Annotated in this window: 15 protein-coding genes; 9 read left to right on the top strand and 6 right to left on the bottom strand. The window is 72.8% G+C overall.

The features are described from left to right. Nucleotides 1–17: 17 nt before the first annotated feature. A complete protein-coding gene (gene cysS / locus ACLBXP_RS04735) occupies nucleotides 18–1400 on the bottom strand; it encodes a cysteine--tRNA ligase (RefSeq protein WP_447666411.1) in 1383 nt (460 codons plus the stop codon). Nucleotides 1401–1639: 239 nt separating this feature from the next. On the opposite strand from cysS, the gene ACLBXP_RS04730 reads away from it, so the two are divergent. Beyond that, complete coding sequence (locus tag ACLBXP_RS04730) at nucleotides 1640–1981, top strand: hypothetical protein (RefSeq protein WP_447666410.1); 342 nt, start codon at nucleotides 1640–1642, stop codon at nucleotides 1979–1981. A gap of 12 nt (nucleotides 1982–1993) precedes the next feature. Here ACLBXP_RS04730 and ACLBXP_RS04725 read toward each other — a convergent pair whose 3' ends face one another. After that, nucleotides 1994–2515 carry a CreA family protein gene (locus ACLBXP_RS04725; protein WP_447666409.1) on the bottom strand — a complete coding sequence of 174 codons (522 nt, stop codon included), beginning with the start codon at nucleotides 2513–2515 and terminating at the stop codon, nucleotides 1994–1996. 147 nt (nucleotides 2516–2662) lie between these two features. On the opposite strand from ACLBXP_RS04725, the gene ACLBXP_RS04720 reads away from it, so the two are divergent. The 5 genes from ACLBXP_RS04720 (at nucleotide 2663) to ACLBXP_RS04700 (ending at nucleotide 9414) form a co-directional block, all read left to right on the top strand. Beyond that, nucleotides 2663–3679 carry a DUF2865 domain-containing protein gene (locus ACLBXP_RS04720; protein ID WP_447666408.1) on the top strand — a complete coding sequence of 339 codons (1017 nt, stop codon included), beginning with the start codon at nucleotides 2663–2665 and terminating at the stop codon, nucleotides 3677–3679. A 100-nt stretch (nucleotides 3680–3779) separates the two neighbouring features. Beyond that, the gene (locus ACLBXP_RS04715) at nucleotides 3780–5885 is read left to right on the top strand and encodes an OmpA family protein (RefSeq protein ID WP_447666407.1); all 2106 of its coding nucleotides are present in this window, start codon (nucleotides 3780–3782) and stop codon (nucleotides 5883–5885) included. A gap of 146 nt (nucleotides 5886–6031) precedes the next feature. Continuing rightward, entirely contained in the window at nucleotides 6032–7243 is a 1212-nt protein-coding gene (locus ACLBXP_RS04710; RefSeq protein WP_447666406.1) for an MFS transporter, read from the top strand. Further along, a complete protein-coding gene (locus ACLBXP_RS04705; RefSeq protein WP_447666405.1) occupies nucleotides 7240–8007 on the top strand; it encodes a class I SAM-dependent methyltransferase in 768 nt (255 codons plus the stop codon). Before ACLBXP_RS04710 ends, ACLBXP_RS04705 begins: the two co-directional genes overlap by 4 nt. A 129-nt stretch (nucleotides 8008–8136) precedes the next feature. Beyond that, nucleotides 8137–9414 carry a hemolysin family protein gene (locus ACLBXP_RS04700; protein WP_447666404.1) on the top strand — a complete coding sequence of 426 codons (1278 nt, stop codon included), beginning with the start codon at nucleotides 8137–8139 and terminating at the stop codon, nucleotides 9412–9414. Nucleotides 9415–9580: 166 nt separating this feature from the next. On the opposite strand, the gene ACLBXP_RS04695 is transcribed toward ACLBXP_RS04700, so the two are convergent. After that, a complete protein-coding gene (locus ACLBXP_RS04695; RefSeq protein WP_447666403.1) occupies nucleotides 9581–10072 on the bottom strand; it encodes a hypothetical protein in 492 nt (163 codons plus the stop codon). Between the two features lie 13 nt (nucleotides 10073–10085). Further along, the gene (locus tag ACLBXP_RS04690; RefSeq protein WP_447666402.1) at nucleotides 10086–10970 is read right to left on the bottom strand and encodes an HpcH/HpaI aldolase/citrate lyase family protein; all 885 of its coding nucleotides are present in this window, start codon (nucleotides 10968–10970) and stop codon (nucleotides 10086–10088) included. Between the two features lie 299 nt (nucleotides 10971–11269). On the opposite strand from ACLBXP_RS04690, the gene ACLBXP_RS04685 reads away from it, so the two are divergent. Then, a complete protein-coding gene (locus ACLBXP_RS04685) occupies nucleotides 11270–11671 on the top strand; it encodes a hypothetical protein (RefSeq protein WP_447666401.1) in 402 nt (133 codons plus the stop codon). Nucleotides 11672–11675: 4 nt separating this feature from the next. Here ACLBXP_RS04685 and ACLBXP_RS04680 read toward each other — a convergent pair whose 3' ends face one another. Both ACLBXP_RS04680 and ACLBXP_RS04675 read right to left on the bottom strand, forming a co-directional pair. After that, nucleotides 11676–13019 carry an MATE family efflux transporter gene (locus ACLBXP_RS04680; protein ID WP_447666400.1) on the bottom strand — a complete coding sequence of 448 codons (1344 nt, stop codon included), beginning with the start codon at nucleotides 13017–13019 and terminating at the stop codon, nucleotides 11676–11678. A 21-nt stretch (nucleotides 13020–13040) separates the two neighbouring features. Continuing rightward, nucleotides 13041–13379 (bottom strand): DUF6460 domain-containing protein, encoded by a 339-nt coding sequence (locus ACLBXP_RS04675; RefSeq protein ID WP_447666399.1) that lies wholly within the window; start codon nucleotides 13377–13379, stop codon nucleotides 13041–13043. Nucleotides 13380–13588: 209 nt separating this feature from the next. On the opposite strand from ACLBXP_RS04675, the gene ACLBXP_RS04670 reads away from it, so the two are divergent. Further along, nucleotides 13589–14551: an alpha/beta hydrolase gene (locus ACLBXP_RS04670; protein WP_447666398.1), complete on the top strand. Its 963-nt coding sequence runs from the start codon at nucleotides 13589–13591 to the stop codon at nucleotides 14549–14551. Further along, the gene (locus ACLBXP_RS04665; RefSeq protein WP_447666723.1) at nucleotides 14548–17055 is read left to right on the top strand and encodes a ligase-associated DNA damage response DEXH box helicase; all 2508 of its coding nucleotides are present in this window, start codon (nucleotides 14548–14550) and stop codon (nucleotides 17053–17055) included. The genes ACLBXP_RS04670 and ACLBXP_RS04665 overlap by 4 nt, the downstream gene beginning before the upstream one ends. Nucleotides 17056–17087: the final 32 nt, after the last annotated feature.

Below are 17087 nucleotides of genomic sequence, written 5' to 3'. Positions count from 1 at the left end.
CCCCCCCGGGCCTCGCCTCAGGACGCCAGCGTCCAGGTCGTGGTCCCGTCCTTGTTGTCCTTGACGGTGACCCCCATCGCCGCCAGCGCATCGCGGGCCCGGTCCGACGCCGCCCAGTTCTTGGCGGCGCGAGCCTCGCGGCGGGCCGCGATCAGGGCTTCGACCGCAGGGACATCGACGCCCGAGGCCGCGACGGAAGCTTGCTCCCGCTCGCCCTGCGTCCGTGCGAGGAAGCCCATCAGGTTCGCGCCGGCCCTCAGCGCGGCCGGGTCGTCCAGGCGATGCAGCTCCGCGAGGGCCGCAGCGGTGTTCAGATCGTCGAGCAAGGGCTCCATGACGGTGGCCGGGGGCTCCGTCGCGGGTGCCGCCTCGCCGATCTGCCGGTACCACCGGTCGAGGGTCCGCGCCGCCTCCTCGAGCCCCCGCACCGTCCAGTCGATCGGCTGGCGGTAATGGGTGCGCAGCATGGCGAGCCGCACCACCTCGCCCGGCCAGTCGCGCAGCACCTCCCGGATCGTGACGAAGTTGCCGAGCGATTTCGACATCTTCTCCCCCTCCACCTGCAGGAAGCCGTTGTGGAGCCAGACGTTGGCCATCACCGGCGTGCCGAAGCAGCAGCGGGACTGGGCCACCTCGTTCTCGTGGTGGGGGAAGATCAGGTCGATGCCGCCCGCATGGATGTCGAAGGTCTCGCCGAGATGCCGCCAGGACATCGCCGAGCACTCGATGTGCCAGCCCGGGCGGCCCGGCACCGCGATGCCGGCCGGTGAAGGCCAGGCCGGCTCCCCCGCCTTCGAGGGCTTCCAGAGCACGAAGTCGAGGGGGGAGCGCTTGTAGGGCGCGACCTCGACGCGGGCGCCGGCCTCCATTTCGTCGAGCGGGCGCTTCGAGAGCGCGCCGTAATCCGGCATCGACGGCACGTCGAACAGGACGTGTCCCTCGGCGACGTAGGCGTGCCCGGCCGCCACCAGGCCCTCGATCAGGGTGACCATCTCCGCGATGTGATCGGTGGCGCGCGGCTCGATGAAGCGCGCGGGCTCGCCCAGCACGTTCACGTCCTCCGGCATCAGCACCCCGAGACCGCGCATATCGGCGTGGAAGGAGGCGAGCGTCTCGTCCGTCAGCGCGCGGATGGTGATGCCGCGCTCGGCGGCGCGCGCGTTGATCTTGTCATCCACGTCCGTGACATTGCGCGCGTAGGTGACGTGAGCCGCCCCGTAGCGGTGGCGAAGCAGGCGGAAGAGCAGGTCGAAGACGATGATCGGGCGGGCGTTGCCGATGTGCGCGGCGTCGTAGACGGTCGGGCCGCAGGCGTACATCCGGACCCGCGCCGGATCGATCGGCGCGAAGGGCGCCTTCTCGCGGGTCAGCGTGTTGTAGAGCCGCAACATCGGGGCCATGAAACCAACCTTCGTCCCTCGGCGGGGGGCCAGCGCCCGCGCCGATGTTGCGCGCGGGCGACGGTCCTGCCGGCCCATCCGCGCTACCCCAAAACGGTGATGAATTCGAGAACCCCGATGTCGTCGGGGTCGCTCACCCGGGCCCCTGCGGGACGACCGACGCCCGCAACCCTTTGTTTACCGCGCCGTCGGATTTTCACCCGAAGCTTTCGCCACCGCGAACATTCAAGGAATTTCCCATGCGTCGTACGGCTGCCTGCCTCGCCGCTCTCCTTGCCACCGCCTTCCTCACCGTCGAACTCGCGGCGGCCGGCGACGGCGAGACGCCGGCAAAGGCTGCCCCCCGCGTCGAGAAGACCTTCCTGATCCCGTCGAGCGACGGCTACGGCGTCGGTGATTGCCTGACGAGCCCGGGCAGCGAGTGCGGGCAGGTCGTGGCGAACGCGTGGTGCGAGGCGCAGGGCTTCGCGGCGGCCGGGTCCTACGGCGTCGCGGCGGCCGACGAGTATACCGGCGCGATCGATCCGGCCCCGGCAGCGAAGGCCGCCGAGCGCCCGATCCGCATCACCTGCCAGGATTGAGAGGCCGCGCCCCTACTTCACGAAGTCGCCGCACTTCGGCGGCGGCTCCGTACCCCAGGGTGTCAGGGGAACCGCCGAGGTGGAGTTCTTCGGCGAGCCCTGGATGACCTTGTCCGAATAGACCATGTAGATCAGCGTGTTGCGCTGCGCGTCGCAGCCCCGGACGATCTGCATGGACTTGAAGATCAGCGACCGGCGCTCGCTGAAGACGACCTCGCCCTGCTTGACCTTCTCGCGGAACTGGACCGGCCCGGTCTGCCGGCAGGCGAGCGAGATGTCGGACACGTCCTCGGCGAGCCCGAGGGTGCCCTTGATGCCGCCCTTCTCGGGCTGCGTGTACCAGCAGGCCACGCCGCTCACGGCCGGATCGTCGATCCCGTAGACCACGAGCTTGTCGTTGGGCGTCAGCGGCCGCCAGACCGTCGACTTGTCGAAGATCCGGTCCGGATCCTGCGCCGCAGCCGCACCACCGAGCATCGGCGCGGTTGCGAGGGCCGCTGCCGAGCCAAGCCTGAGACCCCGAAGCCACATCATCGACCATTCCCCATGTGAAGCGTCGCCGCGCATGTAGTGGGGGTGTCGCTCGTTCGCGAGGGGGGTTAAATTTGTTAGGCTCCGCAGGTCGATTCCAGCGACGTTTTGAATGGAATCAGCGCTGCGCCCACCCGTCGCCGTCGGATCATGCCGTTGACCGTTGCGAAGACCCGTGAGCTTGCCGCCGCACTGGCCGGGATCGTCCTTGCCCTGGTCGGAGCGGGCAGCGCGTCCGCGGATCCGTTCGCCTGCCAGCGCTACCGCGCCGAGCTCGCCAACCTCGACGACGGGGCGAACACGGCCCGCGCCCTGCAGAGCGAGATCGGTCGCCTGCAGGCCTACTACCGCAGCCTCAACTGCGAGGGCGGGAAGTTCCTGTTCTTCGACACCCGCCCGCCGCAATGCGGCGCCGTGGAGCAGCGCATCCGCGCCCTGAATGCCGGTTACGGTGCCGAGAACGGCGAGGTCTCGGCCGCGCGGCGTCGCCAGCTGCAGGCGGCCGTCAGCTCGGCCTGTGCGGACGTTCCGCGGCCCGACGGCGCGGTCGCGGGCGAGGGCTACGCCCGGGGCGGTGCGCAGGTGATCTGCGTGCGAACCTGCGACGGCAGCTACTTCCCGATGAGCAACCTGCCCGACGGCCGCGAGGGCGCGAACGAACTGTGCCAGGCCCTTTGCCCGGGCGCGGAGGCAACGGCCTACTCGATGCCGCACGGCGACGAGGCGCTGAAGTACGCGGCGACCCTCAAGGGGAACCGGGCCTACGCCTCGCTCGCCAACGCGTTCAAGTTCCGCAAGGAATTCGTGCCGAACTGCTCCTGCAAGCCTTCGGGGCAGACCTGGGCCCAATCCCTGGTCAAGGCCGAGAGCATGATGGTCCGGCACAAGGGCGACATCTTCGTCACCCCGATGCAGGCGGAGGCCCTGTCCCGCCCGAAGGTTCGCCTGACCCTCGTCGGTCGCGCCGACAAGACGGCCGCGAGCCTCGCGGCCGACGCGGCCGGCCGCACCCCCGGAATCGTGATCGACGCGGCGGCGCCTCCGAAGGACGGCGAGATCGCGACCGCATCGACGGCGCCTGCCAAGAAGGCGGCCGAAGAGCGACAGAGCGTGCGGGTCATCGCTCCGAACGTCATCGCCGTTCCGCAGCGCGCCGCGGCGCCCTGAGCGCCGGCGGATCCACACCCGCGTTTGACCCCTCGCGATCGGGAACCATATCGGGCCGAACCCGTTCGGCACGGTCCGATCGCCATCGCGAGTTGTCTCTATGCGGAAAACCCGGCTCCTCCTCCTGACCGGCACCATGCTGCCCGGGCTCGCGCTCGGGACCCCGAGCTTCGCCGAACCTGGAGCATTGGAGCCCGGACGGCTGATTCTCGCGCAGCGCGATCCGGGTGAGCCGGGCGGCCCAGGCGGTCCGCGTCCCGATCGTGGCGGGCCGGAGCGGGGTGGTGCCGAGCGCGGCGGCCCCGGCGGCGGAGGACGACCGGACCGGGGAGGCCCGGAGCGCGGCGGACCCGAGCGGGCCGCGCCCGCGGAGCGCCCGGCTGCACGCGAGCGGCCGGAGCCGCGCCCCGAGCGGCAGGAGAGACCCGAGCGGCCTGACCGGCCCGAGCGCGGCGCCCCGGCGCCCGAGCGGGCGGCCCCGCCGCAGCCCCGGGAGCGGCCCGCGCCCGTCGAGCGCCCGACGCCTGGCGAGCGGCCGGCACCAGCGCAAGAGCGTCCGGCAGCCCGCCCGGAACGGCCCGAGCGGCCCGAGCGTGCGCCGCCGGTCCCGCGGCAGGACCGGGAGCCGGCTGAGCGCCCGGCTCCTCAGCGCACTCCCGACCGGTCAGGAGCGCCGGAGCGCCCGGCGGCGCCCGAGCGCGCAGCGCCCACTCCCGAGCGTCGCGAGGCCCCCGAGCCGAACCGCCGGGCGCCCGAGCCGCCCGCGCAGCGTCCCGTGCCGCCCCCGCCGGGCGAGCCGCGCGGCGCGCCGGAGCAGAGCCGCCCGCCCGCACCCAATGCCCAGCCCGGCGTACCCGGTCGCCCGGTACAGCCCCAGGGCGGCCCACCGGCCGCTGGGACGGTGCCGAATGCGCAGCCCGGGGTTCCGGGACGGCCGGTGCAGCCCCAGGGCGGCCCGGGCCAGGCCCCGAATGCGCAGCCGGGCGTGCCCGGTCAGCCCGTGCGGCGGCCCGGGGAGGCTCCCCCCGCAGCGGGGCCGGGCGCACCACCCCCGAACGTGGCCCCGCAGACCGCGGCGCCTCCGGCCGCGCCGAACGCGCAGCCCGGGGTTCCCGGACGTCCGGTTCAGCCTCCCGGCGTGCCGCCGTCCAACGGTGTCACCCCGGGTGTCCAGCCGGGTGTCCAGCCCGGCTTGCCGGCCGGCCGCGTGGACGACCGGGACCGTCGCGGCGACTTCAACGTGCCTGGCCGGCCCGGCTACGTGCCGGGCGGCTTCCGGGACGACGAGGATATCCGGGACTACGACCGCATCCGGCGGGACCGGCGCGAGTTCAACGAGGACGGGCGGACCTACATCCGCGAGCCCGGCCGCATCATCGTGCGCGACCGCGACCGCACCTTCATCCGCCACGACGAGAACGAGCGCTTCCGCGACCTCGACCGGCGGGCCTACCGGAGCGAGCGCCGGGGCCAGGAGACCTACACCTACCTCGACCGGCCCGGCGGCGAGCAGATCGTCACGATCGTCGACGACGACGGCCGGCTGCTGAGGCGGTCCCGCCGCTTCCGTGACGGCCGCGAGGTGGTGATCATCGACAACGCCTACGGCGGCCGGCCGCGGCCCGTCTACGAGGACGTGGTCGACCTGCCCCCGCCCGACATCCGCATCCCGCGGGAGCGCTACGTCGTCGATTACGAGGGCGCCGACGAGCGGACGGTCTACGAGGCGCTCGCCGCGCCGCCGGTGGTGCCGATCGACCGCCGCTACACGCTCGATCAGGTGCGCTACAGCCCGCAGTTGCGCGCCCGCATGCGCAGCGTCGACATCGACACGATCAACTTCGACACCGGATCGTTCACGGTGACGCCGGACCAGGCGCGGCGCCTCTCGACCATCGCGGCGGCGATCAACCAGGCGGTGCGGGCCAACCCGCAGGAGGTTTTCCTGATCGAGGGCTACACCGACGCCGTGGGCAACGACGTCGACAACCTCTCGCTCTCGGACCGGCGGGCGCAGTCGGTCGCGACGGTGCTGACGCAGCAGTTCCAGGTGCCGCCTGAGAACCTCACCACGCAGGGCTACGGCGAGCAGTACCTGAAGGTGAACACGCAGAACGCCGCGCGGGAGAACCGCCGGGTCACGGTGCGGCGCATCACCCCGCTGATCCAGCAGGGCCAGGCCGGTCAGGGCGAGCCGCCCCGCTGATCCGGCCTCCGAGACCAGGGCGGCCCGGGTAACAAGTCGGGGCCGCCCTGGCCGCGCCGGATTGACCCCGGCCCCCGCCCCGGCGCAACAGCGGGGCAGGGGCAGGGGCTGGGGCCGCGGTCGGTCGGGCGCCGAGGGATGACGGGATGGACGCGGGCAGCGACCGGTTGATCGAGGCTGGCACGCCGGCCTTTCGCCGGACCACGATCGCGCTGGCCGCGGCGGGCTTCTCGACCTTCGCGGTGCTCTACGGGGTGCAACCGCTCCTGCCGGTCTACGCCGAGGATTTCGGGGTCTCGCCCGCTGAGAGCAGCCTGGCGCTGTCGCTGCCCTGCGCGATGCTCGCCGTCGCCCTCCTCGTGGTGAGCCCGCTCTCCGAGGTGTGGGGGCGCCGGCCGGTCATGCTGGTCTCGCTCTTCGCTTCCGCGATCCTTACCGTCGCGGCCTGCCTGGTGCCGAGCTGGCACGGCTTCCTGGCCCTGCGGGCGCTGACGGGCCTCGCGGCAAGCGGCCTGCCCGCCGTCGCCATGGCCTACCTCAGCGAGGAGATGCACGGGCGAGCGATCGGGCTCTCGATGGGCCTGCTCATCGGCGGCAACGCGGCGGGCGGGATGATCGGGCGGCTGATCGCCGGCATCATCGCGGACCACGCCTCCTGGCGCCTCGGCCTCGGCACCATCGGCGTCCTGGCGCTCGGCGCGGCCATCGCCTTCGCGTGGCTCCTGCCGCCCTCGCGCCGCTTCGTCGCGCACCCGATGCGCTGGCGCGAGGTGCCCGGCACTTTCACGCAGCACTTCCGGGATGCCGGCCTGCCCTGGCTGTTCTCCGAGGCCTTCCTGCTGATGGGCGGCTTCGTCTGCATTTACAACTACATCGGCTTCCGCCTGCTGGATCCGCCCTTCTCGCTGAGCCAGACCGCCATCGGCGCGATCTTCGTGGTCTACCTCGCCGGCACCGCGAGCTCGGCCGTGACGGGCGAGATCGCGAGCCGTCTCGGGCGCCGCAAGGTGCTGTGGCTCGCGATCACGGTGGGGCTCGCCGGAATCCTGATGACCCTCTCGCAGAACCTCTGGGTGATCGTCGGCGGCATCGTCGTGGTGACGGTGGGCTTCTTCGGCGCCCACTCGGTCGCGTCGAGCTGGATCGGCCGGCGGGCGCTGCGCGACCGGGCCCAGGCCTCCTCGATCTACCTGTGCCTCTACTATCTCGGCTCCTCGGTCCTCGGCACCGCGGGGGGCTGGTTCTTCGCCCATTCGGGCTGGGGCGGGGTGGTGGCGTTCGTCGGCGGCCTGTACGGTCTGGCGCTGATCGTCGCGCTGCGCCTGTCGCGCCTTCCCCCCCTCACGGAGGCCAAATGACGAGCCGCACCCACGAGAGCCACGTCGCCGACCAGTTCGGCCCGCAGGCCGCCGCCTACGTGGCGAGCGCGGTCCACGCGCAGGGCGGCGACCTCGACGAGATCGGGGCGCTGGTCCGCGATGCGGCGCCCGCCCGCGTGCTCGATCTCGGCTGCGGCGGCGGGCACGTCGCCTTCGCGGCGGCGCCGCTCAGCGGCAGCGTCACGGCCTACGACCTCTCCGACGACATGCTCGGCGCGGTCGCCGCCGAGGCGCGGCGGCGCGGCCTCTCGAACATCGAGACCCGCCAGGGTGCCGCCGAGGTGCTGCCCTTCGCGGATGCCGACTTCGACGCGGTGCTGACCCGCTTCAGCGCCCATCACTGGCGTGGCGTCGCCGCGGCCCTCGCCGAGGCGCGGCGGGTCCTGAAGCCCGGCGGCCTGCTGGTGGTGGCCGACCTCGTCGCACCCGAGGATGCGATTCTCGACACCCACCTGCAGGCGGTGGAGCTGCTGCGGGACCCGAGCCACGTCCGCGACTACTCGGTGAGCCAGTGGCAGGCGATGCTGCGCGCCGCAGGGTTCGAAGCGAGGACACCCACCCTGCGCCGGCTCCACCTCGACTTCACGAGCTGGATCGCCCGGATGCGCACGCCCGCGTCCCTCGCCGCGGCGATCCGCGCCCTGCAGGAGGGGGCCGCGGCGGAGATCCGGGGGCATTTCGCCATCGAGCCGGACGGCAGCTTCACGGCCGACACCGCCGTGTTCGCGGGCCGGCCGGCCTGAGCCGATCGGGGACCGCCGCCCCCGGCCCGTTGACCGGACCCCGGGCTTTGCCCATCTAGGCCCGACCGTTTCCACGAGAGGAAGCCTGGCGCCCTCGCGAGGCGGCACCGGCTCTGTGTTGCAGAAGCCTTGATCGAGCTTGCCGTCGCCGTTGCGCTGATCGTCCTCAACGGCGTCTTCGCCCTCTCGGAACTGGCCGTCGTCTCGTCCCGCAAGGCCCGCCTGCGCACCATGGCGGAGGACCGGCGCTCCGGCGCGCAGGCCGCGCTCAGTCTGGCGGAGGAGCCGGGCCGGTTCCTCTCCACCGTGCAGATCGGCATCACCCTCATCGGCATCCTCTCGGGCGCCGTCTCGGGTGCGGCGCTCGGCGAGCGCCTGACCGACATCCTGCTCGAACTCGGCCTCGGCAAGGGCCTCGCGGAGACCGTCGGCTACGGCGTCGTCATCGGCATCATCACCTACCTGTCGGTGATCATCGGCGAGCTGGTGCCCAAGCACTTGGCGCTGCGCGACCCCGAGGGCGTCGCCTGCATGGTGGCCCCGGGCATGCGCCTCGTCTCGCGCGTGGCGGCCCCCGCCGTCTGGCTCCTCGATGCCTCGACGCGGGCGGTGTTCCGCCTGATCGGCCAGGAGACCGAGAGCGCGAGCGCGGTGACCGAGGAGGAGATCCGCAGCCTCGTCGCCGAGGCCGAGACGGCCGGCGTGATCGAGACGGACGAGCGCAAGATGATCGCGGGGGTGCTACGCCTCGGCGACCGCGCGGTGCGGGGCGTGATGACGCCGCGCACCGACGTCGTCTGGATCGACCTCGCCCGCGATCCGGCCGAAACCCGGGCGCAGATCCTCGCGAGCTCCCATTCCCGCCTTCCGGTGGCGGAGGGCCGCGCCGACAACATGCTGGGCGTCCTGCAGGTCCGCGATCTCGTGGGCCCCCTCTCGGCCGGCGAGCCCCTCGACATCCGGCGCCTGATCCGCAAGGCGCCGGTGCTGCCCGACACCCTCGACGCGCTGGGGGCCCTCGCCGCGCTTCAGGAAGCCGAGGTGCCGATGGGCCTGATCCATGACGAGTACGGCCACTTCGACGGGCTGGTCACCCCGGCCGACATCCTCGACGCCATCGCGGGCGCCTTCCACTCCGAGGATCCGGAGCCCGAGGCGGTGCAGCGGGCGGACGGGTCCTGGCTGATCGCCGGCTGGATGCCGGTGGACGAGATGGCCGACCAGCTCGGCATCCGGCTCGACACCTCGCGCGACTACGAGACCGCCGCCGGCCTCGTCATCGACCGCCTGCAGCGCCTGCCGGAGACCGGCGAGATCTGCGAGATCGCGGGCTGGCGCTTCGAGGTCGTGGACCTCGACGGCCGGCGGGTGGACAAGCTCCTCGCCACGAAGCTCGAGGACGCCTGACGGCGCCGGGGCCGAACGCCCGGCCTCACCCTGCCGTCGGCAGGATGCACGCGCCATGCGGCGTGACGCGATCCCCGCCCCGCAGCCTGGCGGGCGATACCCGCAGCGGCACGCATCGCCCCGGCGCGTCGGCAGAGGCGTGACCGCGATCGCGAGAGGGGAGACCTCAGGGGCGGAGGATGGAGGACTTCGCGCCGTCCGTCGTGAACGCGCCCTCGAACGCGCCCCTGTCGGTCTCGGCCCGGCAGCGCACCGTCCCGGGCCCCTTGTAGGGGTTCGTGAAGCGGCAGGTTCCGACCGCCGGCCGCCGCTCGGGCTTGCCCGCGAGGCCGACGATCACGGCATCGACCGGCTGAACCGCGGTGTCGGTGTCCGGCTTCACCTGGCTGCTGCCCATCCCGGTGAAGGTGAGGGCCGCGCCGTCCCGCGTCACGAAGTAGAACCCGACCCGGCCATCCGGGTAGGTCGTGTTCATCAGGCGGCCGGTGCACGCGCCCGTCTCGTCCCGCCCGCCGATCACCAGGCGCTCGCACGCCCCTTGAGCGAGCGCCATCGTGGGCCTGCTCGGTGCCTGGGCGAGGGCGCCCGCCGTCCAGAGGAGGGCGGGCAGCACGAGGAGGCCGCGCACGCGGCGGGCGCTCTGGCACGGGCGCGTCATCGGTGCGTCCCCGTCAGTGCGTCTTGGCGTTGATCGCCTCGGACCAGGTCACCGCGCGCTTGGCCATGCTGATGTGCTGGCGCTCGTACATGCGGCCCTCGATCTTGATGGCGCCGCGCCTGGCGTTCTCCGGCTGGTCGAAGGCCTCGATCACGAGGCGGGCGCGGCGCACCTCCTCGTCGGTCGGCGCGAAGCAGGTGTTCGCGGGCTCGATCTGGTTCGGGTGGATCAGGGTCTTGCCGTCGAAGCCGAGGTCGCGCGCCTGGCGGCACTCCGCCCGGCAGCCCTCCACGTCGCCGATGTCGTTCCAGACGCCGTCGAGGATGGTCAGCCCCTCGGCGCGGGCCGCCGCGAGGGTGAACATGATCCAGGGCAGCATCGGAACGCGGCCGGGGACGAGCTGCGCCCAGGTGTCCTTGGCGAGGTCGTTCGTGCCGAGCACGAAGCAGGTCAGGCGCGTGCGGCGGTCGCGGCGGGCCTGCGCGATGTCCTTGATGTTGAGGATCGCGGCCGGCGTCTCGATCATCGCCCAGACCGCGATGTCGTCCGGCGCGTCGAGGGCTTCGAGGTGGTTGGCGATGCTCTCGAGGACCGCCGGCGAGGACACCTTCGGCATCAGGATCGCGTTCGGCCGCGCCTCGATGGCGGCGCGCAGGTCCGCCTCGCCCCACGGGGTCTGGGGTGCGTTGACGCGGATGATCAGCTCGCGGTCGCCGTAGCCGCCGCCCTTCACGGCGGCGCAGACCTGCTCGCGCGCGACCTCCTTCTCCTCGAGGCCCACCGCATCCTCGAGGTCGAGGATCAGGCAATCCGCCGGGAGGGTCTTGGCCTTCTCGAGCGCGCGCTGGTTCGAACCCGGCATGTATAGGACGCTGCGGCGGAGACGAAGATCGGACATGGGCGCTTCCCTGCTTGTTCGTGCGGCAAGCGATAGACCACGGGCCCGCCGACGCCATCGCTTTGAATTCAAAATGCGGGAGAATCGCCCGCGTTTGACACCGCTTTGCGCTGCAGCATTAAGCCGAGATCCGGTCGTGCCGCTAGGCAGGTTCGCTCGGCCCCGAAGCGGGTTTCCGCCCCTGCACGGGCGGGTTCACGCAGCTCCATACGGTCCTCGACAGTCGAGGGCGCCCCCCTTTGGTCATGATCGGCCCGCAAAGGCAGCACGAAACCTTGAGGGGATTGCCGATGATCGGGATGAAGAGGGGCGCGGCCCTGGGCCTGCTGCTCGCGGGCGCGCTGGCCGTTCCGGCGCCGGCCCTGGCCGCCAGCAACACCACGATCGGCGTCGGCTCCGGCGCGGTGGCGGGCGCCCTCGTCGGCGGGCCGATCGGCGCGGTGGCGGGTGCGATCGTGGGCGGCGTCGTCGGCGCCTCGACGGACCGCGCCGGCCCGCGCCGCCACCGGCGGGTCCGCGCCGTGCGTCGCCCCCGGGCCGCCGTCCTGCAGCGCCGCCCGGTGGAGCGCAGCGCCGAGGCGATTCCGGCGCCGGCCGCCCGCGGCCCCGCCGTCACGGGCTCGGTGCCGGACGCCCCCGCCCGCGCCCCGGAGCCCGCGGCGGCGCCCGCCGGGGGGACGAGCTGGCGCAACCCGCGCTGAGCCCTCAGGCCGGCAGGCCTGCGGGCGTCGCCCCGAAGGTCCGGCGCACCAGGGTCGGGTAGGCGAGGGCCTGGCCGATCCCGCGGGCCGCGAGGAAGCCCAGGAAGGCGAGCCAGAGGCCCGCATTGCCGAGGCCCGCCCATTGCGCGGCGCCGAGCGCCAGCAGGTAGGCGGCCAGCGCGCCGAGCATCAGGTTGCGCATCGCCCGGGTCCAGGTGGCGCCGATGTAGACGCCGTCATAGGCGAACGGCAGGGCCGCCACGAGCGGCGCCGCCGCCGCGAACGGCAGGTAGAGCCGCGCGGTCGCCCGCACCTCGGGGCTCGTCGTGACCGCATCGATGAAGGCGCCGCCGCCCAAGAAGGCGAGGGCACCCACCCCGACGCCGAAGCCGAGGCACCAGAGCACGCTGAGGCCGACCGCCCGCCGGAAGCGCGCGAGCGATCCGGAGCCCACCGCCTGTCCGCACAGCGTCTCGGCGGCCGTGGCGAAGCCGTCGAGGAAGAACCCGCCGATCAAGAAGAGATTCCACAGGACCGCGTTGGCGGCCAGCACGGTGTCGCCGGAGCGCGCCCCGAGCGCCGAGAACACCACGATCGCCGTGACGAGGGCGAGCGTGCGCACGATGACGTCGACGTTGACGCTCAGCATCCGCCGCAGGGCCGCCGCGTCCCGCACCTCGGCCAGGGGTACCCGCAGGGGGCGGGAGCCGAGGCGCGCCAGCAGCGCGAGGCCGAGGGCGAGGCCCAGCATCTCGGCGACGAGCGTCGCGAGGGCCGCGCCCGCGATGCCGAGGTCGAGGCCGAGCACCAGGCCCAGGGTGAGCGCGATGTTGGCGCAGTTGATCGCGACCTGCAGCAACAGGCCGAGATCGGTGCGGCCGCGCCCGAGCACCGAGCCCAGCACCGCGTAGTTCGCGAGGGTGAAGGGCGCCGAGAAGATCCGGATGTGGAAGTAGGTCGCCAGCGCCGCGGCGACGGCGTCGCTCGCGCCAGCGATCGCGAAGGCCGCCCAGCCGATCGGCCCCTGCAGGACGACGATGGCGAGGCCGGTGAGGATCCCGGCCGCGAGCGCCCGGGCGAGCGTGCGGTTCACCTCCGCGGGGTCGCGGGCGCCCACCGCCTGCGCGGTGAGGCCGGCGGTCGCCATCCGCAGCGACCCGAACGACCAGAACAGCGCGTCGAAGATCACCGCCCCCAGCGCGACGGCCCCGAGGAGCGCGGCATCGCCCAGGCGCCCGATCACCGCGGCGCCCACGAAACCGAGGAGCGGCGTCGTGACGTTGGCGAGCGTCATCGGCAGCGCGAGCGCGAGGACCCGCCGGTGGGTCACGGGCACCGGGTGCATCATCGAACCGTCCCCGGGCGCCGCCTACCGCGTGGTCGCGAACAACCGCGAGAGGAACCAGAGGGGCACCACCACCACGGCGCCGGCGAGGACCCAGCCGCCGAATTCGTGGAACGTCGCGAGGCCGAGATCCACCAGCGCCCGGACCGTGTCGTAGGCGTGCCAGAACAGCCGGGCCGGCGTCAGGCCGAGCATCGCCATGAAGGCGCCGACGAGCACCGACAGGAACAGGAGCCGCAGGAACACCCCCGTCGGCGAGCCGCCGATGAAGCGGCGCAGGCCCGAGCCGGCGCGGTGCACGCCGTAATCCGGCGCGGCCTGTTCGAAGCGGTCCCGGCGGCGCGGGTCGTGCTCGACGATCATGCGGATTCCTCGGGACCGGTCTCGGTCGGATTGACCCCTCAACGCCCGGAAGGGGGCGGAAGCGTGACGCAAGCAACACAGGTTGCGCGAAACCGGATGCGGCCTCGGGCGTTGGGGCGTTTCGCGATCCGTACCCAGATGGCAATGCGGCGGCGGGACGCCAAGATACCCGACGCGCCCGCACGACACGAGCGACGAGACGACGAGCGATGATCGACCACGCCCTCTTCGATCCGGCGACGATCGATCCCGAGACGAAGCGCCTGAACGCCGAGATTGTGGCGGCGCACGCCGCGCAGGAGGACCCCTGGTCCCTGCCGATCGCCGAGGTGCGCGCGCGCCGCCGCCGGGGCACCCAGGCCTCGCCCGCGATGCCCCGCAGCGCGCGGGCCGAGGCGCTGACCATCGAGGGGCCGGGCGGGCCGCTCGCCCTGCGCGTCATCCGCCCGCGCCTGCGGCCCGGGCAGTCCGCCCGCGGCGCCTACCTGCACATCCACCGGGGCGGCTGGGTCTGGGGCTCGGCCGACGAGCAGGACCCCTGGCTGGAGCGGATCGCCGATTCGTGCGGCTTCGTCTGCCTCTCGGTGGAGTATCGCCTCGCGCCCGAGCATCCCTATCCGGCCGCGCTCCTCGATTGCGAGGCGGCGGCCCTCTGGCTCGCCGGGCCGGGACGGGCGGAGCTCGGCGTCACCGCCCTCACGATCGGCGGCGAATCGGTCGGCGCGCACCTCGCCGTGATGGTGCTGCTGCGCCTGCGCGACCGGCATGGCCTGCCCCGCGCCTTCCGGGGCGCCAACCTCAACGCCGGCTTCTACGACCTCGGCCTGACGCCGAGCGTGCGCATGTGGGGCGACGAGCGCCTCGTCGTGAACACCACCGACCTCACCCGCTTCGCCGACGACTACGTCCGCGACGGCATCGACCGGCGCCGGCCCGACGTCTCGCCGCTCTACGCCGACCTGAAGGGGCTGCCGCCGGCGCTGTTCACGGTCGGCACCGCCGACCCGCTGCTCGACGACACGCTGTACATGTCGGCCCGCTGGGCGGCCGCCGGCAACGGCGGCCACACCGCGGTCTATCCCGGCGGCTGCCACGTCTTCGTCCGCTACCCGGGCGCGATGACCGAGCGCGCCCTGGAGCTGATCGACCGCTTCCTGATGGCCCTCGCCTGAGCGACCTGCCGCAGGGCTTCCGGGACTGGTTCGCGTCGCGCGGCTGGGAGCCTCGCGCGCACCAGATCGAGCTGCTGCGGCTCGCCGGCGCCGGGCGCTCCGCGCTCCTCGTCGCGCCGACGGGGGCCGGCAAGACGCTGGCGGGCTTCCTGCCGAGCCTCGTCGGGCTCGCCGGCGCCCCGCCCGCGGCGGGCCGGGGGCGCGGCCTCCACACGCTCTACGTCTCGCCCCTCAAGGCGCTCGCGGTCGACATCGCCCGCAACCTGGAATCGCCAGTCGCCGAGATGAACCTACCGGTGCGCGTCGAGACACGCACGGGGGACACGCCGGCCCACAAGCGGACAAGGCAGGTGGACAAGCCACCGGACATCCTGCTGACGACCCCCGAACAGCTCGCGCTCCTCATCGCCCACCGCGAGGCCGCCGACCTGTTCGGCCAGCTCCGGCACGTGGTGCTGGACGAGCTCCACGCCCTCGTCACCTCGAAGCGCGGCGACCTGCTGGCACTCGCCCTCGCGCGGCTCCACCGCCTCAGTCCGGGCCTCGTCGCGATCGGCCTCTCGGCGACCGTCCGGGAGCCGGACGAGCTGCGCCGGTACCTCGTCCCGCAGCGCCCCCCGGAGGGGGAGGGGGCGAGCCCGCCCATGGCAGACCTCGTGGTCGTCCGCGGCGGCGCGAAGCCGGACCTGCGCATGCTGGACACCGGCCGGACGCTGCCGCTCGCCGGCCACACCGCCCACCAGGCGATGCCGGCCATCTACGATCTCATCCGTCAGCACAAAACGGTTCTGGTCTTCGTGAATACGCGGCTCCAGGCGGAATACACCTTCCAGGAGCTGTGGCGGCTCAACGACGACGTCCTGCCGATCGCGCTGCATCACGGCTCCCTCGACGCCCAGCAGCGGCGCCGCGTCGAGGCCGCGATGGCGGGGGGGCAGCTCCGCGCCATCGTCTGCACCGCGACCCTCGACCTCGGGATCGACTGGGGCGACGTCGATCTCGTGGTCAACATCGGCGCGCCGAAGGGTGCGAGCCGGATCATGCAGCGCGTCGGACGCGCGAACCACCGGATGGACGAGCCCTCGAAGGCCTATCTCGTGCCCGCGAACCGCTTCGAGATGCTCGAATGCCGCGCGGCCCTGGATGCCGTCGAGGAGGCCGCCCAGGACACGCCGGACGCCCGCATCGGCGCCCTCGACGTGCTGGCCCAGCACGTCCTCGGCATGGCCTGCGCCGAGGCCTTCGACCCCCTCGCCCTCTACGAGGAGATCGCCTCGGCCGCGCCGTTCGCCGGGCTCGCCTGGGAGGATTTCGAGCTCGTGGTCGATTACGTGGCGACCGGCGGCTACGCGCTCAGGGCCTACGAGCGCTTCGCGAAGATCCTGCGCGGCCCGGACGGCCTCTGGCGGGTGCGCGACGCGCGGGTCGCGCAGGCCTATCGCATGAACGTCGGCACCATCGTCGAATCCGCCAAGGTGAAGGTGCGCCTCGTCCGCTCCGTGCGCTCGAAGCCCGGCACGGTGCTGCCCAAGACCGGGCGGGTGCTCGGCGAGATCGAGGAGGATTTCTGCGAGACGCTGACGGTGGGGGACACCTTCCTGTTCTCCGGCGAGGTGCTGCGCTTCGAGGGCCTGATCGAGGACGAAGCCATGGTGACCCGGGCGGGCGCCGGCACCGATCCGGCGATCCCCTCCTACGCCGGATCGAAGTTCCCCCTCTCGACGTTCCTGGCGGCGCGGGTGCGCGATCTCATCGCCGACCCGTTCGAGTGGGACCGGCTGCCGCGCCAGGTCGCCGACTATCTCCTGCTCCAGCGCAGCCGCTCCCTCCTGCCGGGCCCGCGCGACCTCCTCGTCGAGACCTTCCCGCGCGGGGGCCGCTACTACCTGACGGCCTTTCCCTTCGAGGGCCGGCTCGCCCACCAGACCCTCGGGATGCTCCTGACTCGCCGCCTGGAGCGGGCCCGGCTGCGCCCCCTCGGCTTCGCGGCCAACGATTACGGCATCGCCATCTGGACCGGCCGCGACCTCTCGGATCAGATCGGCCTTCACCCGCGCTTCCTCGACGCGCTCTTCGCCGAGGACATGCTGGGCGACGACCTCGAGGACTGGCTCGCCGAATCGGCGATGATGAAGCGGACCTTCCGGCAATGCGCCGTCATCGCCGGGCTGATCGAGCGGCGTCATCCCGGGCAGAAAAAGACCGGGCGTCAGGTCACCATCTCGACGGACCTCGTCTACGATGTGCTGCGCAAGCACCAGCCCGATCACCTCCTCCTGCGTGCAGCGCGCCAGGATGCGGCAACCGGACTCCTCGACGTGAGGCGGCTCGGCATGATGCTAAGGCGGATCCAGGGGCGAATCATCCACAAGGCGCTCGACCGCGTCTCGCCGCTCTCCGTTTCCGTGATGCTCGAGATCGGGCGCGAGCGGGTCTACGGCGAGGGGGCCGACGAGATTCTGGCCGAAGCCGAGGCGCAGCTTCTCGAAGAGGCGCTGGGGTGACGGATGAGCGCCCGCTTCCGCACGAGGACACG

It is taken from the genome of Methylobacterium sp. A54F (genome assembly GCF_053346035.1).
This window is presented reverse-complemented; position numbering and strand designations above follow the sequence as displayed.